This is a genomic window from Flavonifractor sp. An4 (assembly GCF_002161755.1).
In the GTDB taxonomy this organism is placed as follows: domain Bacteria; phylum Bacillota; class Clostridia; order Oscillospirales; family Oscillospiraceae; genus Flavonifractor; species Flavonifractor avicola.
This window is the reverse complement of sequence record NZ_NFIL01000044.1, coordinates 1-18615: the sequence shown is the minus strand read 5'-3', so window position 1 is coordinate 18615 and position 18615 is coordinate 1. Positions and strand designations below refer to the sequence as shown.

Annotated in this window: 16 protein-coding genes and 1 tRNA gene; 16 read left to right on the top strand and 1 reads right to left on the bottom strand. The window is 62.3% G+C overall.

Annotated elements, in window-relative coordinates; all coding sequences use genetic code 11:
• From B5F94_RS16975 to B5F94_RS13785, 14 genes are all read left to right on the top strand, one after another.
• Positions 1-192, top strand: a 192-nt coding sequence (locus tag B5F94_RS16975) for a D-aminoacyl-tRNA deacylase (RefSeq protein ID WP_242965685.1), incomplete at its 5' end; no start/stop codon positions are given.
• A gap of 19 nt (positions 193-211) precedes the next feature.
• Entirely contained in the window at positions 212-817 is a 606-nt protein-coding gene (locus B5F94_RS13840; RefSeq protein ID WP_087330932.1) for an MBL fold metallo-hydrolase, read from the top strand.
• A gap of 30 nt (positions 818-847) precedes the next feature.
• Positions 848-2326, top strand: a complete 1479-nt coding sequence (gene hemZ / locus B5F94_RS13835; protein ID WP_087330930.1) for a coproporphyrinogen dehydrogenase HemZ — start codon at positions 848-850, stop codon at positions 2324-2326.
• Positions 2327-2337: 11 nt separating this feature from the next.
• Entirely contained in the window at positions 2338-3282 is a 945-nt protein-coding gene (locus tag B5F94_RS13830) for a uridine kinase family protein (protein WP_087330928.1), read from the top strand.
• A gap of 212 nt (positions 3283-3494) precedes the next feature.
• Positions 3495-4316, top strand: a complete 822-nt coding sequence (locus tag B5F94_RS13825) for an Mrp/NBP35 family ATP-binding protein (RefSeq protein WP_087330926.1) — start codon at positions 3495-3497, stop codon at positions 4314-4316.
• A 191-nt stretch (positions 4317-4507) separates the two neighbouring features.
• The gene (locus B5F94_RS13820; RefSeq protein ID WP_087330923.1) at positions 4508-5119 is read left to right on the top strand and encodes a peptidoglycan recognition protein family protein; all 612 of its coding nucleotides are present in this window, start codon (positions 4508-4510) and stop codon (positions 5117-5119) included.
• Positions 5120-5184: 65 nt separating this feature from the next.
• Complete coding sequence (locus B5F94_RS17065) at positions 5185-5307, top strand: hypothetical protein (RefSeq protein ID WP_275533400.1); 123 nt, start codon at positions 5185-5187, stop codon at positions 5305-5307.
• Positions 5308-5445: 138 nt separating this feature from the next.
• Positions 5446-7437 (top strand): DNA gyrase/topoisomerase IV subunit B, encoded by a 1992-nt coding sequence (locus tag B5F94_RS13815; protein WP_087330922.1) that lies wholly within the window; start codon positions 5446-5448, stop codon positions 7435-7437.
• A gap of 125 nt (positions 7438-7562) precedes the next feature.
• The gene (locus B5F94_RS13810; RefSeq protein ID WP_087330920.1) at positions 7563-9992 is read left to right on the top strand and encodes a Xaa-Pro dipeptidyl-peptidase; all 2430 of its coding nucleotides are present in this window, start codon (positions 7563-7565) and stop codon (positions 9990-9992) included.
• Positions 9993-10136: 144 nt separating this feature from the next.
• Positions 10137-12380: a DNA gyrase/topoisomerase IV subunit A gene (locus B5F94_RS13805; protein ID WP_087330918.1), complete on the top strand. Its 2244-nt coding sequence runs from the start codon at positions 10137-10139 to the stop codon at positions 12378-12380.
• A 27-nt stretch (positions 12381-12407) separates the two neighbouring features.
• Positions 12408-13274 (top strand): YitT family protein, encoded by an 867-nt coding sequence (locus B5F94_RS13800; RefSeq protein ID WP_087330916.1) that lies wholly within the window; start codon positions 12408-12410, stop codon positions 13272-13274.
• A 30-nt stretch (positions 13275-13304) separates the two neighbouring features.
• Positions 13305-13895 (top strand): lactate utilization protein, encoded by a 591-nt coding sequence (locus B5F94_RS13795; RefSeq protein WP_087330914.1) that lies wholly within the window; start codon positions 13305-13307, stop codon positions 13893-13895.
• Positions 13896-13917: 22 nt separating this feature from the next.
• Positions 13918-14976, top strand: a complete 1059-nt coding sequence (locus tag B5F94_RS13790; protein ID WP_087330912.1) for a hypothetical protein — start codon at positions 13918-13920, stop codon at positions 14974-14976.
• A 74-nt stretch (positions 14977-15050) separates the two neighbouring features.
• Positions 15051-15126 (top strand) — tRNA-Gly (locus B5F94_RS13785).
• Positions 15127-15355: 229 nt separating this feature from the next.
• Here B5F94_RS13785 and B5F94_RS13780 read toward each other — a convergent pair.
• A complete protein-coding gene (locus tag B5F94_RS13780; RefSeq protein WP_087330910.1) occupies positions 15356-15694 on the bottom strand; it encodes a hypothetical protein in 339 nt (112 codons plus the stop codon).
• A gap of 333 nt (positions 15695-16027) precedes the next feature.
• On the opposite strand from B5F94_RS13780, the gene B5F94_RS13775 reads away from it, so the two are divergent.
• The gene (locus B5F94_RS13775; protein ID WP_242958965.1) at positions 16028-16501 is read left to right on the top strand and encodes a shikimate kinase; all 474 of its coding nucleotides are present in this window, start codon (positions 16028-16030) and stop codon (positions 16499-16501) included.
• A gap of 176 nt (positions 16502-16677) precedes the next feature.
• On the top strand, positions 16678-18465 hold the full coding sequence (locus tag B5F94_RS13770; protein WP_087330907.1) for a DEAD/DEAH box helicase: 1788 nt from the start codon (positions 16678-16680) through the stop codon (positions 18463-18465).
• Positions 18466-18615: the final 150 nt, after the last annotated feature.

Sequence of the window (18615 nt, the reverse complement as noted above, 5' to 3'; positions counted from 1 at the left end):
GCGCTTTGCGCGTCCGAGCGTTTTGCCACAGGCAAAACCTCGATGCCGGGCGGATTCACTCCGCCCGAGCAGATCAAAAGATGCGGGGTCCCCGCAGGGCCGTGGCCCTGTGGGGGATTCGGCGCTGATATGCAGGTTTATAGCCAGAATGACGGTCCTGTGACCATTCTGCTGGACACCGATACCATGTAAAGAAGGGGGCAGACATCCCATGAAAATTCGTGTTTTACAGGTGGGGCCCATCGGCACCAACTGCTATCTGCTGGAGGACGAGGATACCCATACCGCCGCCGTGGTGGACCCCGGCGACGAGGCCGGCCGCATCCTGGCCCAGGCCAGGGAGGATGGGGTGGAGATCCAGTCCATCCTGCTGACCCACGCCCACTATGACCACACCACCGGCGTGGCCGGGCTGCTCAAGGCGTTGCCGGGCATCCCCGTGTACCTCCATCCCGACGACGCCGCCCGGCTGGGCAGCCCGGTGTTTCCCCCGCTGGGCACCGAGCCCACCCCCTATGACGACGGCGATTTGGTGAAGGTGGGGGGCATCGACGTGCAGGTGCTCCACACCCCCGGCCACACCCCCGGCGGGGTGTGCCTGATGGCGGGGGAGGCCCTCTTCACCGGCGATACCCTGTTCCAGGGCTCCATGGGCCGCACCGACCTGCCCGGCGGCAGCTATGAGGAGATTATGGCCTCCCTGGCCCGGTTGGCCAAGCTGCCCGGGGACTTCCACGTCCTCCCCGGCCACATGGATCTGTCCACCCTGGAGGCCGAGCGGAAGAGCAACTACTATATGCAGGAGGCCATGGGGTAATCTGATTTCCCCGGAAAGGATCATTCCGCTATGAAACTCTACCTCCGCGGCCACGACTACAAATACGCCGCTGAACAGATGTTATTGACCCTCTTCCCCGACCAGCGGCCGGAATACGACGACCAGCCCCCCGCTGCCGGAGAGGACCATCTGGTGCTCTCCCTGAGCTGGGGGGAGCTGTGGGCCACCGCCACCGCCAGGCTGACTTACCACGGTCAGTCATATGGGGCAAGCCGCCGGTGTAAACTGGAAGAGCTCACCGGTGAGCTCCCCACAAGCCGGGCCCTCCAGCGGATCCTGAAGCTGGCCTTTTACGATGCCGGGGTGGCCGCCCGGGGGAACGAGCCCCCCTGGGGGGCGTTGACCGGCGTGCGGCCGGTGAAGATCCCCACCAAGGCCATGCTGGCCGGCGCCACCCCCGCCCAGGCGGAGAAGGTGCTCAAAGACATCTACCGGGTATCTCCCCTGCGGCGGCAGCTGGCCATGGACTGCGCCCGAGCCAGCCTGGACGCCCAGCGGAGCCTGCGGCCCGAGGAGGTGTCCCTCTATGTGGGCATTCCCTTCTGCCCCACCCGGTGTGCCTACTGCTCCTTTGTGTCCGCCGACGTGGGCCGTGCCCTCAAGCTCATCGACCCCTTCCTGGACTGCCTTTCCCGGGAAATCAAGGCCACCGGCCAGATGCTGGCGGGGGCGGGGTTAAAGGTACGCACCGTCTACTTCGGCGGCGGCACCCCCACCACCCTGTCGGCCCCCCAGCTGGACCGGCTTATGGGGGAGATCGCCGATTCCATCGACCTGTCCGCCTGCACCGAGTACACCGTGGAGGCGGGACGGCCCGACACCATTACCCGGGAAAAGCTGGAGGTCCTCTTCCGCCGGGGCTGCGGCCGGGTGTCGGTGAATCCCCAGACCATGCAGGACCATGTGCTCACCGCCATGGGCCGGGCCCATCGGGCCGAGGACATCCGCAGGGCCTACGCCATGGCCCGGGACAGCGGCATCCCCTGCGTCAACATGGATCTCATCGCCGGTCTGCCCGCCGACAGCGTGGACGGCTTCCGGTCCTCCCTGGACCAGGTGCTGGCTATGGCGCCGGAGAACATTACCGTCCACACCCTGGCCATGAAGAAGGGCTCCCGGCTGATGGAGGAGGGGAGCGGCGTACCCGCCGATGAAGAGGTGGCCGCCATGCTGGAGTACGCCTGGTCCGCCCTGCGTACGGCGGGGCAGATCCCCTATTACCTCTACCGTCAGAAGTATATGTCCGGCTCCTTTGAGAACGTGGGCTGGTGCCTGCCGGGCACCGAGAGCCTGTACAACATCTGCATGATGGAGGAGCTGCACACCATCGTCTCCCTGGGAGGCGGCGGGGTGACCAAGCTGGTCAACCCGGCCACCGGCTACATCGAGCGGGTGGCCAACCCCAAGTATCCCAAGGAGTATATCGAGAAGATCGACGCCGTCTGCGCCGGAAAGGAGCGGGTGGCCCGCTTTCACGGCGCCCTGTAAGGAGGTCCGTTATGCCCTATCAGCTGCAAGAGATCAACGAGAGCATCCGCACCGACCCCAAGGGATTTCTGGAGGCCTGCGACGCCGCCTATCAAAGCCGCATTGCGTCGGCGGTGGACCGCATTCTGGAGCGGATGAAGGAGAGCCCCATCGTGCTGCTGTCCGGCCCCTCCGGCTCGGGCAAGACCACCACTGCCCTCAAGCTGGAGCAGGAGCTGGAGCGCCGGGGTGTGAATACCCACACCATCTCCATGGACAACTACTATAAAACCCTCAACCGCAAGACCGCCCCCCGCACCCCCGAGGGGGACATCGACTACGAGTCTCCGGTGCTGCTGGACCTGGACCTGCTGGATGAGACCTTCTCCCGGCTGTCCCGGGGTGAGTGGGTGGTGGTACCCAAGTATGAGTTTGCCCGGCAGATGCGCAACGACAGCCGGGGCACCTTCCTGAAGCTGGACAAAAACGAGATCGCCATCTTTGAAGGCATCCACGCCCTCAACGACGACATCTTCGGCCGCCACCCCGAGGCCACCGGCCTGTACATCTCCGCCCGCTCCAACGTGCTGGAGGGGGAGGAGCTGCGGTTCAAGGGCACCTGGATGCGCATTTCCCGCCGGGCGGTCCGTGACTATAATTTCCGGGGCACAGACCTTTTGGAAACCCTTTTGATGTGGTATAATGTGCGCCGGGGCGAGAAGACGTACATCTCCCCCTTTAAGAACCGGGCCAATATCATCATCGACTCCTCCCTGCCCTATGAGGTGCCGGTGTTTGCCAACTACGCTCACGCTTTGAGAGAAGCGGTGGCACAGATCCCCGCCGACAACCCCCGCTGTCATGAGTTCCACGATCTGGTGGACGCCTTCCGGTATTTTGAGCCGGTGGACCCGGCCCTGGTGCCCCCCGAGTCCCTCATCCGGGAGTTCATCGGCGGCGGAACATACAGTTACTGATCATGTCCAGGGGGGACCAGTCCCCCCTGGATACAGCCCCGCCGCGCCGCAGGCGGCACAGCAGGGCTGATACCCCCCTCACCCGCGCACCCGCGGGTGGTTGCCCGCCGGTGGCGGAGCAAGCAGCGGTGTCCTGCGGCGAAATGAATTCGCCTGCGGACTTATTTTTACTGAAATCTCTGGTAACAACATAGGAAAGAAGGAAAAATACCATGTCTGAATGCACCCACAACTGTTCCTCCTGCGGCGAGAGCTGCGGCGAGCGCACTGCCCCTCAGGATCTCCACGTCCCTGCCAACGGCCTGTCCCACATCGGCAAGGTCATTGCCGTGGTCAGCGGCAAGGGCGGCGTGGGCAAGAGCCTGGTGACCTCCTCCCTGTCGGTGGCTATGCGCCGCATGGGCAAGAAGGTGGCCGTGCTGGACGCCGACATCACCGGCCCCTCCATCCCCGCCGCCTTCGGCATCCACACCCGGGCCGAGGGCAGCGAGCTGGGCATCTACCCCGCTGAGACCAAGACCGGCATCGGCATCATGAGCCTCAACCTGCTCACCGAGCATGAGACCGACCCCGTGATCTGGCGGGGCCCCGTCATCGCCGGCACCGTCAAGCAGTTCTGGACCGACGTGATCTGGGGGGACGTGGACTATATGTTCGTGGATATGCCTCCCGGAACCGGCGACGTGCCCCTGACTGTGTTCCAGTCCCTGCCCATCGACGGCATCGTGGTGGTCACCTCTCCCCAGGATCTGGTGAGCATGATCGTCACCAAGGCCGTCAAGATGGCCGAGATGATGCACATCCCCGTGCTGGGCCTGGTGGAGAACTACTCCTACTTCCAGTGCCCCGACTGCGGCAAGCGCCACGCCATCTTCGGCGAGAGCCACATCGACCAGGTGGCCGCCGGTCTGGGCCTGAAGGTGCTGGCCCGTCTGCCCATCGATCCCGCCGTGGCCGCCGCCTGCGACGCCGGCAAGATCGAGGAGCTGGAGCAGAACTACCTGGCCGACGTGGCCCGCACCCTGGCGGAATAACCAGGATCAGCCTTTACAAAACGTTCATATCCGGTTCAAAACGGGTTCACAGGGAGAGTCTAAGATAAGAACCGTGGTTGAGACATACCACTCCTCTCTTTCCTCTCTTTTTCAGATCTTGGAAACACAGGCCCGCAACAGGCGGCGGGCCTGTGTTTCTGCGTTTCAGCCCCAAAAGGAGGGACAAGCCCATGCCCACCCGTGTGAAAAAACGCCGCCGTTCCCCTCTGCTGCCTGCCCTTATCATTCTTGTGCTGATTGGAGCGGCCTTTCTGATCTGGCGGCTGGCCTTCTCCGCCCCCCAGCCCTCCGGCGATCTGCCCGACTGGATCACCGAGGAGCTGCTCCCCATCAATCCCTATTCCCGGCCCGGCGAGCCCCTGGAGGAGGTCAACGGCGTGGTGGTCCACTATGTGGGCAACCCGGGCACCACCGCCCAGCAGAACAACAGCTACTTCCGAAACCTGGCCACCACCGGAGAGACCTACGCCTCCAGCCATTTCCTCATCGGCCTGGACGGGGAGATCATCTGCAACGTGCCCCTGGACGAGATCGCCTACTGTACCGGCCCCCGGAACGTGGACACCATCTCCATCGAGTGCTGCCACCCCGACGACACCGGGGCCTTCACTCAGGCCACCTACGACTCCCTTATCAAGCTGGTCCGCTGGCTTATGGATGAGTACCACCTGGACACCGACCAGGTCATCCGGCACTACGATGTCACCGGCAAGGAATGTCCCCTTTATTATGTTCGAAACCCGGAGGCGTGGGAACAATTTAAGGCTGACCTGAAAGAATAGTCCGTTTTATTGGACAGCTGCTCTGGTATCCTGTACCCAACGATACAGGAAAGGAGCGCTGAACCATGGAATTTGAACTTCGCTATGTAAACGGACACATTGAGGTATACGACGCCGCCGGACGCTTCCGGTTTTCCGCCGACTCCCAGGGGGAGGCGCTGGCCGAACTGGAGGACATGGCTGCGTGAGCAACAGGGCCGGACCACGGATTGCCGTGGTCCGGCCTTTCTTGACACTTTAGGCGGGAATAGGGTAATATAATAACGTATGCGCATCTTTTGCGCCGGCTCTGAGGGCCGGCAGTTTTACGATATGAGGAGAGGCCCATGGCAAGAAGTTCTTCCCCAAAAAGTTACGGCAATGACTCCATTTCCTCCCTGAAGGGGGCGGATCGAGTCCGCAAGCGCCCGGCAGTCATCTTCGGCTCCGACGGGCTGGAGGGCTGCGAGCACGCGGTGTTTGAGATCCTGTCCAACGCCATCGACGAGGCCCGGGAGGGCCACGGTAATCTCATTACTGTCACCCGGTATGAGGACAAGTCCATCGAGGTGGAGGACTTCGGCCGGGGCTGCCCGGTGGACTGGAACGAGAAGGAGCAGAAGTTTAACTGGGAGCTGGTATTCTGCGAGCTGTACGCCGGCGGCAAGTACAACAACAACTCCGGCGACAACTACGAGTACTCCCTGGGCCTCAACGGCCTGGGCTCCTGCGCCACCCAGTATGCCAGCCGCTACTTTGACGCGGTGATCCACCGGGATGGCTTCGAGTACACCCTCCACTTTGAGAAGGGTGAGAACGTGGGCGGCCTGAAAAAGGAGCCCTACAGCGGCAAAAAGACCGGCTCCAGGTTCCGCTGGCTGCCCGACCTGGACGTATTCACCGACATCGACATCCCCGTGGAGTACTATCTGGACGTGCTCAAGCGGCAGGCGGTGGTCAACGCCGGTATTACCTTCCGGTTCCGCAATCAGGTGGGGGGCAAGTTCGAGACCACCGACTTCAAGTACGAAAACGGCATCCAGGACTATGTGAAGGAGCTGGCGGGGGACAACCCCCTGACCCAGCCGGTGTTCTGGCAGACCGAGCGCCGGGGCCGTGACCGGGCGGACAAGGACGAGTACAAGGTGAAGCTCTCCGTGTCCTTCTGCTTCTCCAACACGGTACAGGTCATCGAGCACTACCACAACTCCTCCTGGCTGGAGCATGGCGGCTCCCCCGAGAAGGCGGTGAAGTCCGCTTTTGTCAACGGTATCGACGCCTGGCTCAAGTCCCAGGGTAAGTACCAGAAAAACGAGAGCAAGCTGACCTGGGCTGACGTGGAGGACTGCCTGGTGCTGGTGAGCAACAACTTCTCCACCCAGACCTCCTACGAGAACCAGACCAAGAAGGCCATCACCAACAAGTTTGTCCAGGAGGCCATGACCGAGTTCCTCCGCTCCCAGCTGGAGGTCTACTTCATCGAGAACCCCTTCGACGCCGCCAAGATCGGCGAGCAGGTGCTCATCAACAAGCGCTCCCGTGAGAACGCCGAGCGCACCCGGCTGAACATCAAGAAGAAGCTGTCCGGCAATGTGGATATCTCCAACCGGGTGCAGAAGTTTGTGGACTGCCGCACCAAGGACACCACCCGCCGGGAGCTGTATATCGTGGAGGGCGATTCCGCTCTGGGCAGCGTCAAGCTGAGCCGGGACGCCGAGTTCCAGGGCATCATGCCCGTCCGGGGCAAGATTTTGAATTGCCTCAAGGCCGACTATGCCAAGATCTTCAAGAGCGAGATCATCACCGATCTGCTGAAGGTGCTGGGCTGCGGCGTGGAGGTTCACGACAAGCACGCCAAGGATCTGGCCGCCTTCGACCTCATGAACCTGCGGTGGAACAAGATCGTCATCTGTACCGATGCCGACGTGGACGGCTTCCAGATCCGCACCCTGATCTTGACCATGCTCTACCGCCTTACCCCCACCCTCATCCAGCGGGGCTATGTGTATATCGCGGAATCCCCCCTGTATGAGATCAATTATAAGGAAAAGACCTGGTTCGCCTACTCCGACGCCGAGAAGAACGACATTGTGAACGGCGAGCTTTCGGGTAAAAAGTGCTCCATTAACCGCTCCAAAGGTCTGGGAGAAAACGAGCCCGATATGATGTGGCTCACCACCATGAATCCCGAGACACGGCGGCTTATCAAGGTCATGCCTGAGGATGTGGAAAACACCGCCCGGGTCTTTGACCTGCTGCTGGGGGATAACCTCCAGGGGCGGAAAGACCACATTGCAGAAAATGGATATAAATATCTGGAACTGGCGGATATTTCGTAACGGATACAGGCCGGGATCTTTTTCAGATCCCGGCCTGTATATTCTTGTAAAAATAACCGCTGTTTGCTATAATTTACCCGCATCGTATTCGAAAGAATACAAAATATGGATCAGGAGGGATCATCTTGAGGAAATTGCTTTCTTGTGGTCTTACCCTGGCGCTCTGCGGGAGCCTGCTCACCCCCGCTTTTGCCGCTGACCAGGGGCTGACCCGGGGGGAGCTGGCCCAGCAGCTGGTGGAGCTGTGCGGCTACACCCAGGAGCTGGAGACCTACGAGGCCCAGCCCAGCGTCTACACCGACGTGGCGGATGACGCGGCCTGTCAGGGCGCCGCCAATCTGCTCCAGGACAAGGGCCTGATGCAGGGCAGCGGCGGCGGAGCCTTCCAGCCCCAGCGTACCGCCACCCCGCTGGAGGCGGCCACCGCCCTGATGCGCTGGGCGGGTCTGAGCGACAAACAGATCGGCGCCTGGCCCAACGATTACAGCGCCCTGGCCCACAGCCTGACTCTGGCCGGAGGGGACGTGCTGACCGAAAGCTCCCTGAAGGAGATGGCGGAGCTGGCTGCTCAGTACCGGGAGACCATCCAGGCCGAGACCCCCGCGCCCCTGTTCGTCAACGGCGAGGCCCAGCCCATCTTCCCCTATGACACCATCATCCGGGAAGTGGTGTATGTGGAGACCCCCGTGGACACCGACAGCGACGGCAAGGCGGACCTGGTCAAGGTGCTGATCCAGCGCCCCGCCGCCACCGACGAGGGCATGAAGGCCGCCACCATTTTTGAGGCCCGGCCCTACTCCGCCGGCTGCACCGACGCCTATGACCTGGACAGCTGGAACGCCCACATCGTGGACGCCCAGCTCACCCAGGCCCAGCAGTCCACCACCACGACCAAGGAGGACTGGGACTGGACTGCCGCTGAGACCGAGGAGGCCCAGCTGACCCGGCAGACCGCCACCGGCACCGGCGAGGCCGGGGACGGCGGCGATGTGTGGACCAGCACCGAGAACGTGGATTCCTATGACTACTGGCTGGTGCGGGGCTACGCCTATGTGTCCTGCGCTGGACCGGGCACCCTGGGCTCCGACGGCTTTGAGACCTGCGCCAGCGCTGATGAGACCGCCGCCTTTGCCGCGGTGGTGCAGTGGCTGGCCGGGGACGAGAGCGTGAAGGCCTACACCGACAAGACCTCCGGTATTGAGGTAAAGGCTGACTGGTCCAACGGCAATGTGGCCATGAGCGGCCAGTCCTATGCCGGTTCCACCGCCTTCGCCGTGGCCTCCACCGGCGTGGAGGGCCTCAAGACCATCGTGCCCCGGGCGGGCATCGCCAGCTGGTACGACTACTACCGCTCCCAGGGCACCGCGGCGGGCGGCCTGTACTACCCCGGCGACGACTGCAACATCCTGGCCGACTACTGTATGTCCCGCCAGCTGGAACCGGCGGACTACTCCACCATCCAGCTGGACTATGAGCGCTACCTCAGCGGCATGGTGGAGGAGCAGGACGCCCTCTCCGGCGACTACAACTTCTTCTGGGACGAGCGCAACTACACCAACGGCGCGGAGAACCTGAACTGCTCCGCCCTCATCATCCACGGCCTTAACGACTTCAACGTGCGGCCCAAGCAGTTTAACCTGATGTATGACGCCTTCCGGTCCGCCGGTCAGGAGGCCAAGCTGGTCCTCCACCAGGGCGCCCACATGACTCCCGACCAGATCGACGGCCTGGACCTGAACGGCATCCTGGGCCGCTGGTATGCCCACTACCTGTACGGGGTGGACAACGGCGCCGAGGACGAGGCCAACGTCCGCATCCAGAGCAACACCGACCTGAGCTGGGCCAGCTATGACAGCTGGGGCAGCGACACCACCGTGCGCTTTGACGCCGGCGAGGGCCAGGCGGCCTTCTCCAGCGACCTGTCCGCCACCAGCTTCGACACCTCTCTGGCTGACGTGGACGAGGGCTGGATCGAGTACTGCACCGACATGGCCTACGCCTGGGAGAACGATGTGATCTCCGGCAGCACCAGCGCCAGCAGGGTGTTCACCTTCGATGTGGAGGAGGACCTGCACATCAACGGTACTCCCACCGTCACCATCAAGGCCAGCGCCGACCAGCCCACCGGTATCCTCAGCGCCATGCTGGTGGATCTGGCCCCCGAGGGCGGCATGAAGGCCGTCATGCTGGAGCAGTACAGTGAGGCTGTGGCCACCGAGACCCTGGAGAGCGGCGCGGTGTGGCAGGGCGGCGGCCTGACGGCCAAGGACCTGCAGCAGTTTGCCCTGACCCAGACCGACCACAAGATCATCACCCGTGGCTGGATGGACATCCAGAACCGCACTTCCATCTACAATGTGGACACCGTCACTCCCGGCGAGTTCTACACCTTCCAGCTGGAGCTCCAGCCCATGGACTACACCGTGGAGGCCGGCCACCAGCTGGCCCTGGTGCTCTACTCCGTGGACCCGGAGGTTACCTACTGGCCCGAGACCGTCACCAACTTTACGGTGGACTGCACCGGCACCTACGTCACCATTCCTGTCATGGAGTAAACCCTTCCGGCGGCCTGCGCAACGCGCAGGCCGCCGGTCTTTGTTTTGGCGCTTTACGGCGATGAATTGCGTTTTTTTCAAAGGAATGATATAATTCTAACCACTGAAAGCGGCCAGTCTGTACTGACAAAGGAATGATTCGATTTGGCAAAGAAAAAGGACCCCCAGGAGGGGGCGAAGAAGGTCAACAACCCCAACGTCATGGGCTTGCGGCCCGAGGTGCTGGAGCAGCCCATCACCGAGACGCTGGAGCTCAACTATATGCCCTACGCCATGAGCGTTATCGTCTCCCGGGCCATCCCGGAGATCGACGGGTTCAAGCCCTCCCACCGCAAGCTGCTGTACACCATGTACCAGATGCACCTGCTGGGCGGCAACCGCACCAAGAGCGCCAACGTGGTGGGCCAGACCATGAAACTCAACCCCCACGGCGACGCCGCCATCTACGACACCATGGTGCGCCTCTCCCGGGGCTACGGGGCCCTGCTCCACCCCCTGGTGGACTCCAAGGGCAACTTCGGTAAGGTGTACTCCCGGGACATGGCCTGGGCGGCCAGCCGTTACACCGAGGTGCGGCTGGACCCCATCTGCGCCGAGCTCTTCCGGGACATCGACCAGGACACGGTGGACTTTGTGGACAACTACGACGGCTCCATGAAAGAGCCCACCCTGCTGCCTACCACCTTCCCCAACGTGCTGGTGAGCGCCAACCAGGGCATTGCCGTGGGTATGGCCTCCAACCTGTGCGGCTTCAATCTGGGCGAGGTATGCGACGCCACGGCGGCCTATCTGAAAAACCCCAAGGTCAACCTGATGGAGTACCTGAAGGCCCCCGACTTCCCCACCGGCGGCGAGCTTTTGTACGACGAGGCTGCTTTAAGGCAGATCTACGACACCGGCCGGGGCTCCTTCCAGGTGCGGGCCCGGTGGCGCTACCTCAAGAGCGAAAATCTCATCGAGGTGTATGAAATCCCATACACTACCACGGTGGAGGCCATCATGGACAAGGTGGCCGAGCTCATCAAGGCGGGCAAGATCAAAGAGATCGCCGATATGCGGGATGAGACCGACCTGAACGGCCTGAAGATCACCATTGACCTGAAACGGGGCACCGACCCGGACAAGCTGATGGCCAAGCTGTTCAAGTCCACCACCCTCCAGGACGCCTGCTCCTGCAACTTCAATATCCTCATTGCCGGGATGCCCCGGGTCATGGGCGTGGGAGAGATTTTGGAGGAGTGGACCGGCTGGCGGATGGACGGTGTGCGCCGCCGGACCTACTATGTGATGAAGAAAAAGCAGGAGAAGCTCCACCTGCTCAAAGGCCTGAAAAAGATCCTGCTGGACATCGACCGGGCCATCAAGATCATCCGGGAGACCGAGGAGGACGCCGAGGTGGTGCCCAACCTGATGATCGGCTTCGGCATCGACAACATCCAGGCGGAATATGTGGCCGACATTAAGCTGCGCAACATCAACAAGGAGTATATCCTCAAGCGTATTGAAGAGGTGGCCGGGCTGGAGGAGGAGATCGCCGACCTCCAGGACATCGTCAACAACCCGGGCCGTATCAAGAAGATTATTTCCCAGGAACTCTCGGCGGTGAAGAAGAAGTACGCCTCTCCCCGGCGCACCGAGATCGTCTACGACTATCAGGCCGCCGGCGCCGTGGAAGAGGAGGACGAGACCCCCGACTATCCTGTCCATGTGTTCTGCTCCAGGGAGGGCTACTTCAAGAAGATCACCCCCCAGTCTCTCCGCATGAGCAGCGAGCAGAAGTACAAGGAGGGGGACGGCCCCTACCTGTACTGGGAGGGGAACAACCGGGATATGCTATTGGTGTTTACCGACCGGCAGCAGTGCTACAAGGTCCCCCTCAGCGAGTTCGACGACGCCAAGGCCAGCGTGCTGGGCGACTTTTTGCCCACCAAGCTGGGCATGGACTCCGGCGAGAGCTTCGTGTGGGCCTGCCTGACCAGCGACTACTCCGGCCATATCCTCTTCTTCTTTGAGAACGGCAAGGTAGCCCGGGTAGAGGTGGCTGCCTACCAGACTCAGACCAAGCGGAGAAAGCTCACCGGCGCCTACTCCGACAAGTCCCCCCTGGCCGCCGCCCTCCACATCAAGGAGGATCTGGAGGTGGCAGTCACCTCCACCGAGGGCCGCTGCCTGGTGTTCCACACCGCCGCCCTCACCCCCAAGACCACCCGCTCCACCCAGGGGGTCAACGTCATGACCCTCAAGCCCAAGTGGAAGGTGGAAAAGGCCGTGCCGCTGGCGGATACCACCATTGTCAACGCCGCCCGGTACCGGGCACGGTCCCTGCCGGTGGCGGGCGCCCTGCTCAAGGAGGAGGACCGGGGCGAGGAACAGATCAGCCTGCTGTGATTCTGGAAGAGAAATGAGGAATACCCGTTGAAACACACCCTCAGCTATTATGTGAAAAGCTATGCGGTCATTACCCTGGGCTCCCTGCTCTACGCCCTGGCGTACAACATTTTCTACGCCCCCAACCTGGTGGCCATGGGCGGCCTCACCGGCCTGGGCCAGGTGCTCAACGCCCTGATCCCCGTCCTGCCGGTGGGCACCACGGTGTTTGTGATGAATGTGCCCCTCTTCTTCCTGGGGTGGAAGTTCATCGGTGGGCACCTGCTGGTGTCCTCCCTGTACGCCATGACCTTCAGCTCCTTTGCCATCGACGTGATGGATATGATCTATCAGTTCCCGCCCATGGATACCATGCTGGCGGCCATCTTTGGTGGGGCCCTGCTGGGGGCCGGCATCGGTCTGGTGTTCGCCAAGGGGGCTACCACCGGCGGCACCGACCTGATCGCCCGGCTGCTCAAGCTGAAGTTTGCCTGGCTGCCCATGGGCACCCTGGTGCTTATCCCTGACTTTATTGTCATCGTGCTGGCCGCCATCGCCTTCGGCAAGGTGGAGAGCGCCCTGTACGGCATTGTGTCCCTCTATATCACCACCAAGGTGATGGACACCGTTCTGTACGGCCTGGACAGCTCCAAGGTGGCCTATATCATCAGCGACTCCTACCGGGAGATCGCCGACGCCATCATCGCCATGGACCGGGGAGCAACCCTCCTCCACGGCGAGGGAGTCTACTCCGGCAATGAGAAAAAGGTACTGATGGTGGCCTTCAAGCAGAAGGAGATCGTGCCCCTGAAGGAGAAGGTCAACGAGATTGATCCCCACTCCTTCCTCATTGTGTGCGACGCCCACGACGTACTGGGCGAGGGCTTCCGCACCTACAGCAAGGACGACATTTGATCCCAGCCCACAGAGAAAGGAAGGGTTTCCATGACGGATTTCACCAAGGTAAAAGCCAACCTGGAGAAGCGGGGCTACGCCGTGTCCTGCTTTGCCACGGCGGCGGAGGCCGCCGGCTATCTGGACGGCAAGCTGGACGGCAAGACCATCGGCATCGGCGGTTCGGTGACCGTCCGGGAGATGGGCCTTCTGGACCGGCTCAAGACCCACAACACCGTGGTCTCCCACTGGGAGGGCAGCCGCAAGGAGGATGCCGCCTTCACCCAGGTCTACCTGTGCTCGGTGAACGGCCTGGCGGAGACCGGCGAGATGGTGAACATCGACGGGGTGGGCAACCGCATTGCCTCCACCGTGTTCGGCCATGAGGAACTCTATCTGGTGGTGGGCCGCAACAAACTGGCCCCCGATTACGACGGCGCGGTATGGCGGGCCCGCAACGTGGCCTCCCCCAAAAACGCCATCCGCCTCCAGCGTAAGACCCCCTGCGCCGTCAAGGGGGACAAGTGCTACGACTGCAACAGCCCCGAGCGGCTGTGCCGGGGCATGACGGTGCTGTGGCAGGCATCCAACGGCATCGGACGTACCGAGGTGGTACTGATTGACGAGGACCTGGGCTTTTGAGGAAAGAAAGGGGGCGGGGCCTGTGAAAAAGTGCATACCGGCCCTGGCCCTGAGCCTGGCCCTGCTGCTGGGCGGGTGCTCCCTGTCGGGGCAGGCCTATACGGTGGTGGAGCCCCACGCCGAGCATCCTGTTCTGGGGGAAAATGAGTCTACCATCAAGGCCAGCACCTATTCCGAGCTGGTCAACGGCATACTGTTTTTTGTCTCCCAGGGGGTAGAAGAGGGCGTTATCCAGATCACCGACTATAACGGCGACGTGGAGGCCGACCTGAACCGGGCCTGCCTGGAGGTAGCCAAGGACGACCCCCTGGGGGCCTATGCGGTGGACTTCATCAAGAACGACTATACCACCATCATCACCACCTATGAGGCCACCATCACCATCTCTTACCGCCGTTCCCCCGAGCAGGTGGGCAGCCTGGTGAACATCACCGGTACCAGCGCCATCCGGGAGGAGGCGGTCCAGGCCCTGTCGGCCTTCAAGACCGAGCTGGCCCTGCGGGTGGGCTACTTCACCGGGGACGCCGCCGCGGTGGAGGAGCAGGTGCGGCAGGCCTACTACGACACCCCCGCCGCCGCGCTGGGGATGCCGGAGTGCTCGGTGGAGCTCTATCCCAAAACCGACGCCGGCACCCAGCGCATTGTGGAGATCCTGCTGGACTACCCGGAGGAGCCCACAGCCCTCCAGCGGAAGCGCCAGCAGCTCCAGGAGCAGTCGGCGGCCATCCTCACCCCCATCCAGCACCAGATCGCCAGCCGGCGGCTGGACCTGCTGATGGGGACGCTGCCCAACGTGGTGAAGGTGGACCTGGAGACCGGCGGTGCCACCGCCTGGGACGCGCTGGTGGGTCAGGGGGCCAATGATGAGGGACTGGCCTTAGCCTTCCAGCTGCTGTGCGACGGCCTGGGGCTGAAGGGTCAGATCATAGAGGGTACCCTGCAGGGTCAGCCCCACTTCTTCAACCAGGTGGACCGCAACGGACAGACCGTGTGGGTGGATCTGAGCCGCAGCACCGGCAAGACCTGGACGGCGGCCCAAATGGCTGAAATGGGCTATCAGTGGACAGACCAGGAGGCCTGAAAAGAAAAAATAAAAAAATCGAAAAATTCCCTTGACATTGGAAGCACGGATTGCTATAATAACATCCGTCGCTTGCAGGTGTAGCTCATCTGGTAGAGCGCCACCTTGCCAAGGTGGAGGTAGCGAGTTCGAGCCTCGTCACCTGCTCCAGAAAAAGAAAGAGACAGGACATATGTCCTGTCTCTTTCTTTTTCTGGATTCCGTGAGAATTTGAAATGCTCGGCGGAAATGAATTCCGCCTGCGCCGAGGTTTTGGCCCAAAGGCCAAAACGCTCGAACGGCGCAAAAGCGCCGCCGACCCGAAGGGCCGGTTTTGTGGATTCCATAACCACAACAAAAACGCAGGACATCCAAAGGATGTCCTGCGTTCTGTTTTTGATTACCCCAGGAAGAACCGGACCGCCACCGCCGCCACGGCGGTAAGCATCCCTGCCGACGCGATGAGATCGGCGGCCAGGGCCAGGTCCAGCCGGCGGCGGGGCCGGGCCTCCTCCTCCGGCGCGGGAATCTCCTCCGGGATCTCTTCTGCCGCAGACTCCCCTTCCAGGGCCCGGCGGCAGGCCTCAAAGTCCAGCACCTTTCCCTCCAGGCGGGCAGGCTTCCGCCGGGGCAGCACGGTATAGCACACCGTCTCCTGACCCACGCAGGCCTTTTGGTCCGACTCGTTTGCGTATCCTGTAATCCGTCTGGCGTCCAGATTCAGATAAATGGTCTCCATACCGTTTCCCTCCTGTTGTTCCGGCGTTTGATCCCAGTATACGGGATAAGGTGTCCTATAAAACGTACTTTTTAAGGACCCTTGTACTTTTCTGACGGCGCAGAGCGGCAAAAAGTTCCCGACGCAGGATTAGAACTTTTGTTCGTGCCCAGTATACAACATACGTTCGATTTTTGCAAGCACTTTTTTTGAGGGGAAATAGGAAACCGCCAGGTTCAGAAAAAGGGGTTATTTTCCTTGCAACCGGGCAAAAGATTTGATATACTGGCAAAGATCATGACATTGGGAAAGGATGACCCCGCTGTGGAGTATCAAAACGTTACCTTGATCGGAATGCCCGGCTCGGGCAAGAGCACCGTGGGGGTGCTGCTGGCCAAGACCCTGGGCTATCGCTTTGTGGATGCCGATCTGCTCATCCAGCAGCGGGAGGGCGCCCTGCTCCAGGACATCCTGGACCAGCGGGGTGTGGAGGCCTTTTTGGATGTGGAGGAGGCTGTCATCCGGGATCTGGACTGCACCCGCACCGTCATTGCCCCCGGCGGCAGCGCAATTTGCCGGGAGGAGGCTGCCCGCCACCTGAAGGAGCTGGGGCTGGTGGTGTATCTCCATGTGCCTCTGGAGGAGCTGGAGCGGCGCATCCGCAACATCACCACCCGGGGCATTGCCATGTCCCCCGGCCAGACCCTGGCCGACGTGTACGCCGCCCGGGAGCCTCTGTACCGCAAATACGCCGACCTGACGGTGGATGTGACGGGGGGAAACACCCTGGAGCAGACGGTGGCGGCAGTGGTGGCCCGGCTGGGCTGACCGCCCCTTGTATTTTTTTGAAATAATGATATACTATATTCCAGTAAACTATCATGTACGAAATGCCCGCCGGCTGGCCGGCGGGCTTCGTCGTGTTTTTTCTGCCTCCGCGCGGCAGTCTTATTTTTTGTGCCCCCGGCGCGGAAGGGGCATTTCTGAGGAAAGGAACGAACCGCATGACATTCCAGGAACTCGGCCTGAAAGCGCCCATCCTGAAGGCGCTGGCCGAACAGGGGTATGAACGCCCCTCCCCCATTCAGGAAAAAGCCATTCCCCCCGCTCTGGCAGGCCGGGACGTGCTGGGCTGCGCCCAGACCGGCACCGGCAAGACCTGCGCCTTTGCTGCCCCCATCCTCCAGCGGCTCAGCGACCGCAAGGGCAAGGGCATCCGGGCCCTCATCCTCACCCCCACCCGGGAGCTGGCCCTCCAGATCCAGGAGAACATTGTGGCCTACAGCCGCCACCTGCCCATCCGCTCCGCCGTCATCTTCGGCGGCGTGGGCCAGAACCCCCAGGTGGAGCAGCTGAAAAAGGGCGTGGACATCCTGGTGGCCACCCCCGGCCGCCTGGGCGACCTGTACAACCAGAAGTTTGTGGACCTGTCCAAGCTGGAGGTCTTTGTGCTGGACGAGGCCGACCGGATGCTGGACATGGGCTTCATCCACGATGTCCGCCGCATTCTGGGCTGGCTGCCCAAGAAGAAGCAGACCCTCTTCTTCTCCGCCACCATGCCCCCGGAGGTCCAGGGACTGGTGGACTCCCTGCTGGTGAATCCGGTAAAGGTGGCGGTGGACCCGGTGTCCTCCCCGGTGGAGGTCATCGACCAGAAGCTCTACTATGTGGACCGGGGCAACAAGACCAAGCTGCTGGCCTCCCTGATCCTGGAGCCCGACGTGAAGAATGCCCTGGTGTTCACCCGCACCAAGCACGGCGCCAACAAGGTGGCCGGGGATCTGGTGAAGGCTGGCATCGCTGCCGCCGCCATCCACGGCAACAAGAGCCAGACCGCCCGGCAGCAGGCTCTGGCCGACTTCAAGAGCGGCAAGGTTACCGCCCTGGTGGCCACAGATATCGCCGCCCGGGGCCTGGATATCGAGGAGCTGAGCCACGTCTTTAACTATAACCTGCCCGATGTGCCTGAGACCTACGTCCACCGCATCGGCCGTACCGGCCGGGCGGGCCACGGCGGCACCGCCATCTCCTTCTGCGACATCAATGAGAAGGAGGAGCTCAAGGGCATCCAGAAGCTGCTGGGCAAGGCCATCCCGGTGGTGGAGGACCACCCCTGGCCCATGGAGGTCTTTGAGCCCCTGCCCAAGGATAAGAAGGGCCGGATTATCAACCCGGAGGACGCCGAGGCCCGGGCCGCCGCCAAGGAGAAGCGCCGCCAGCGGGACGCCGCCAACAAGGCCGCCGCTGCCGAGCGCAAGGCCAAGGCCGCCCAGAAGGTGGCTGAGGCGGCGGAGCAGCCCGCCCCCGCCCAGCCGGAGAAAAAGAAGAAGTCCAGGCGGGGGGTACGCAACAGCGCCACCCTGGAGGAGGCCCTGGTAGCCACCGCTCCCACCCGCCCTGCCGCGCCCGAGCCGGCGTTTGAGGATTTCCGCCGGCCCGATCCCCTGGCCAGCGACATCATTATGGATGCCACCGCCCGGCTGCTGGCCCCCCGGAAGCCCGCTCCCCGGCCTGAGAAGAAGGACAACCGGAAGGAAAAGCGGCCCAAGGAGAAACAGGCCAAAGAGAAGCAGGCCCCTCAGGAGAAGGCTTCTCAGAAGCAGCCAAAGGCCCAGGGCAAGAAGCAGGCGGCAGCCCAGTCCCCCGCCCCCGCGCCCAAGAGTGAGCGGAAGAAACGGGGCGGCAGAGGCCGTGCCGGCCGTCCGCCGGAGATTGTGCTGCGCTCCAACGGCCAGAAGGACTCCACCGAGCAGCCCAGCCTGATGAAGCCTTATTATCTCAGTGATGACTGACCTCGCCCCAAGGGCGCGCCGCTGTGCGGCGCGCCCTTTTTTGTATAAAGAAAACCACTCGCTAGGCGAGTGGTTCAAAAAAGCCTAAGGCGATGAAAAAGATAAAAAAACTCCCTTTGCTATAATAGGAGTGCGGTCTGCCAACTGCAC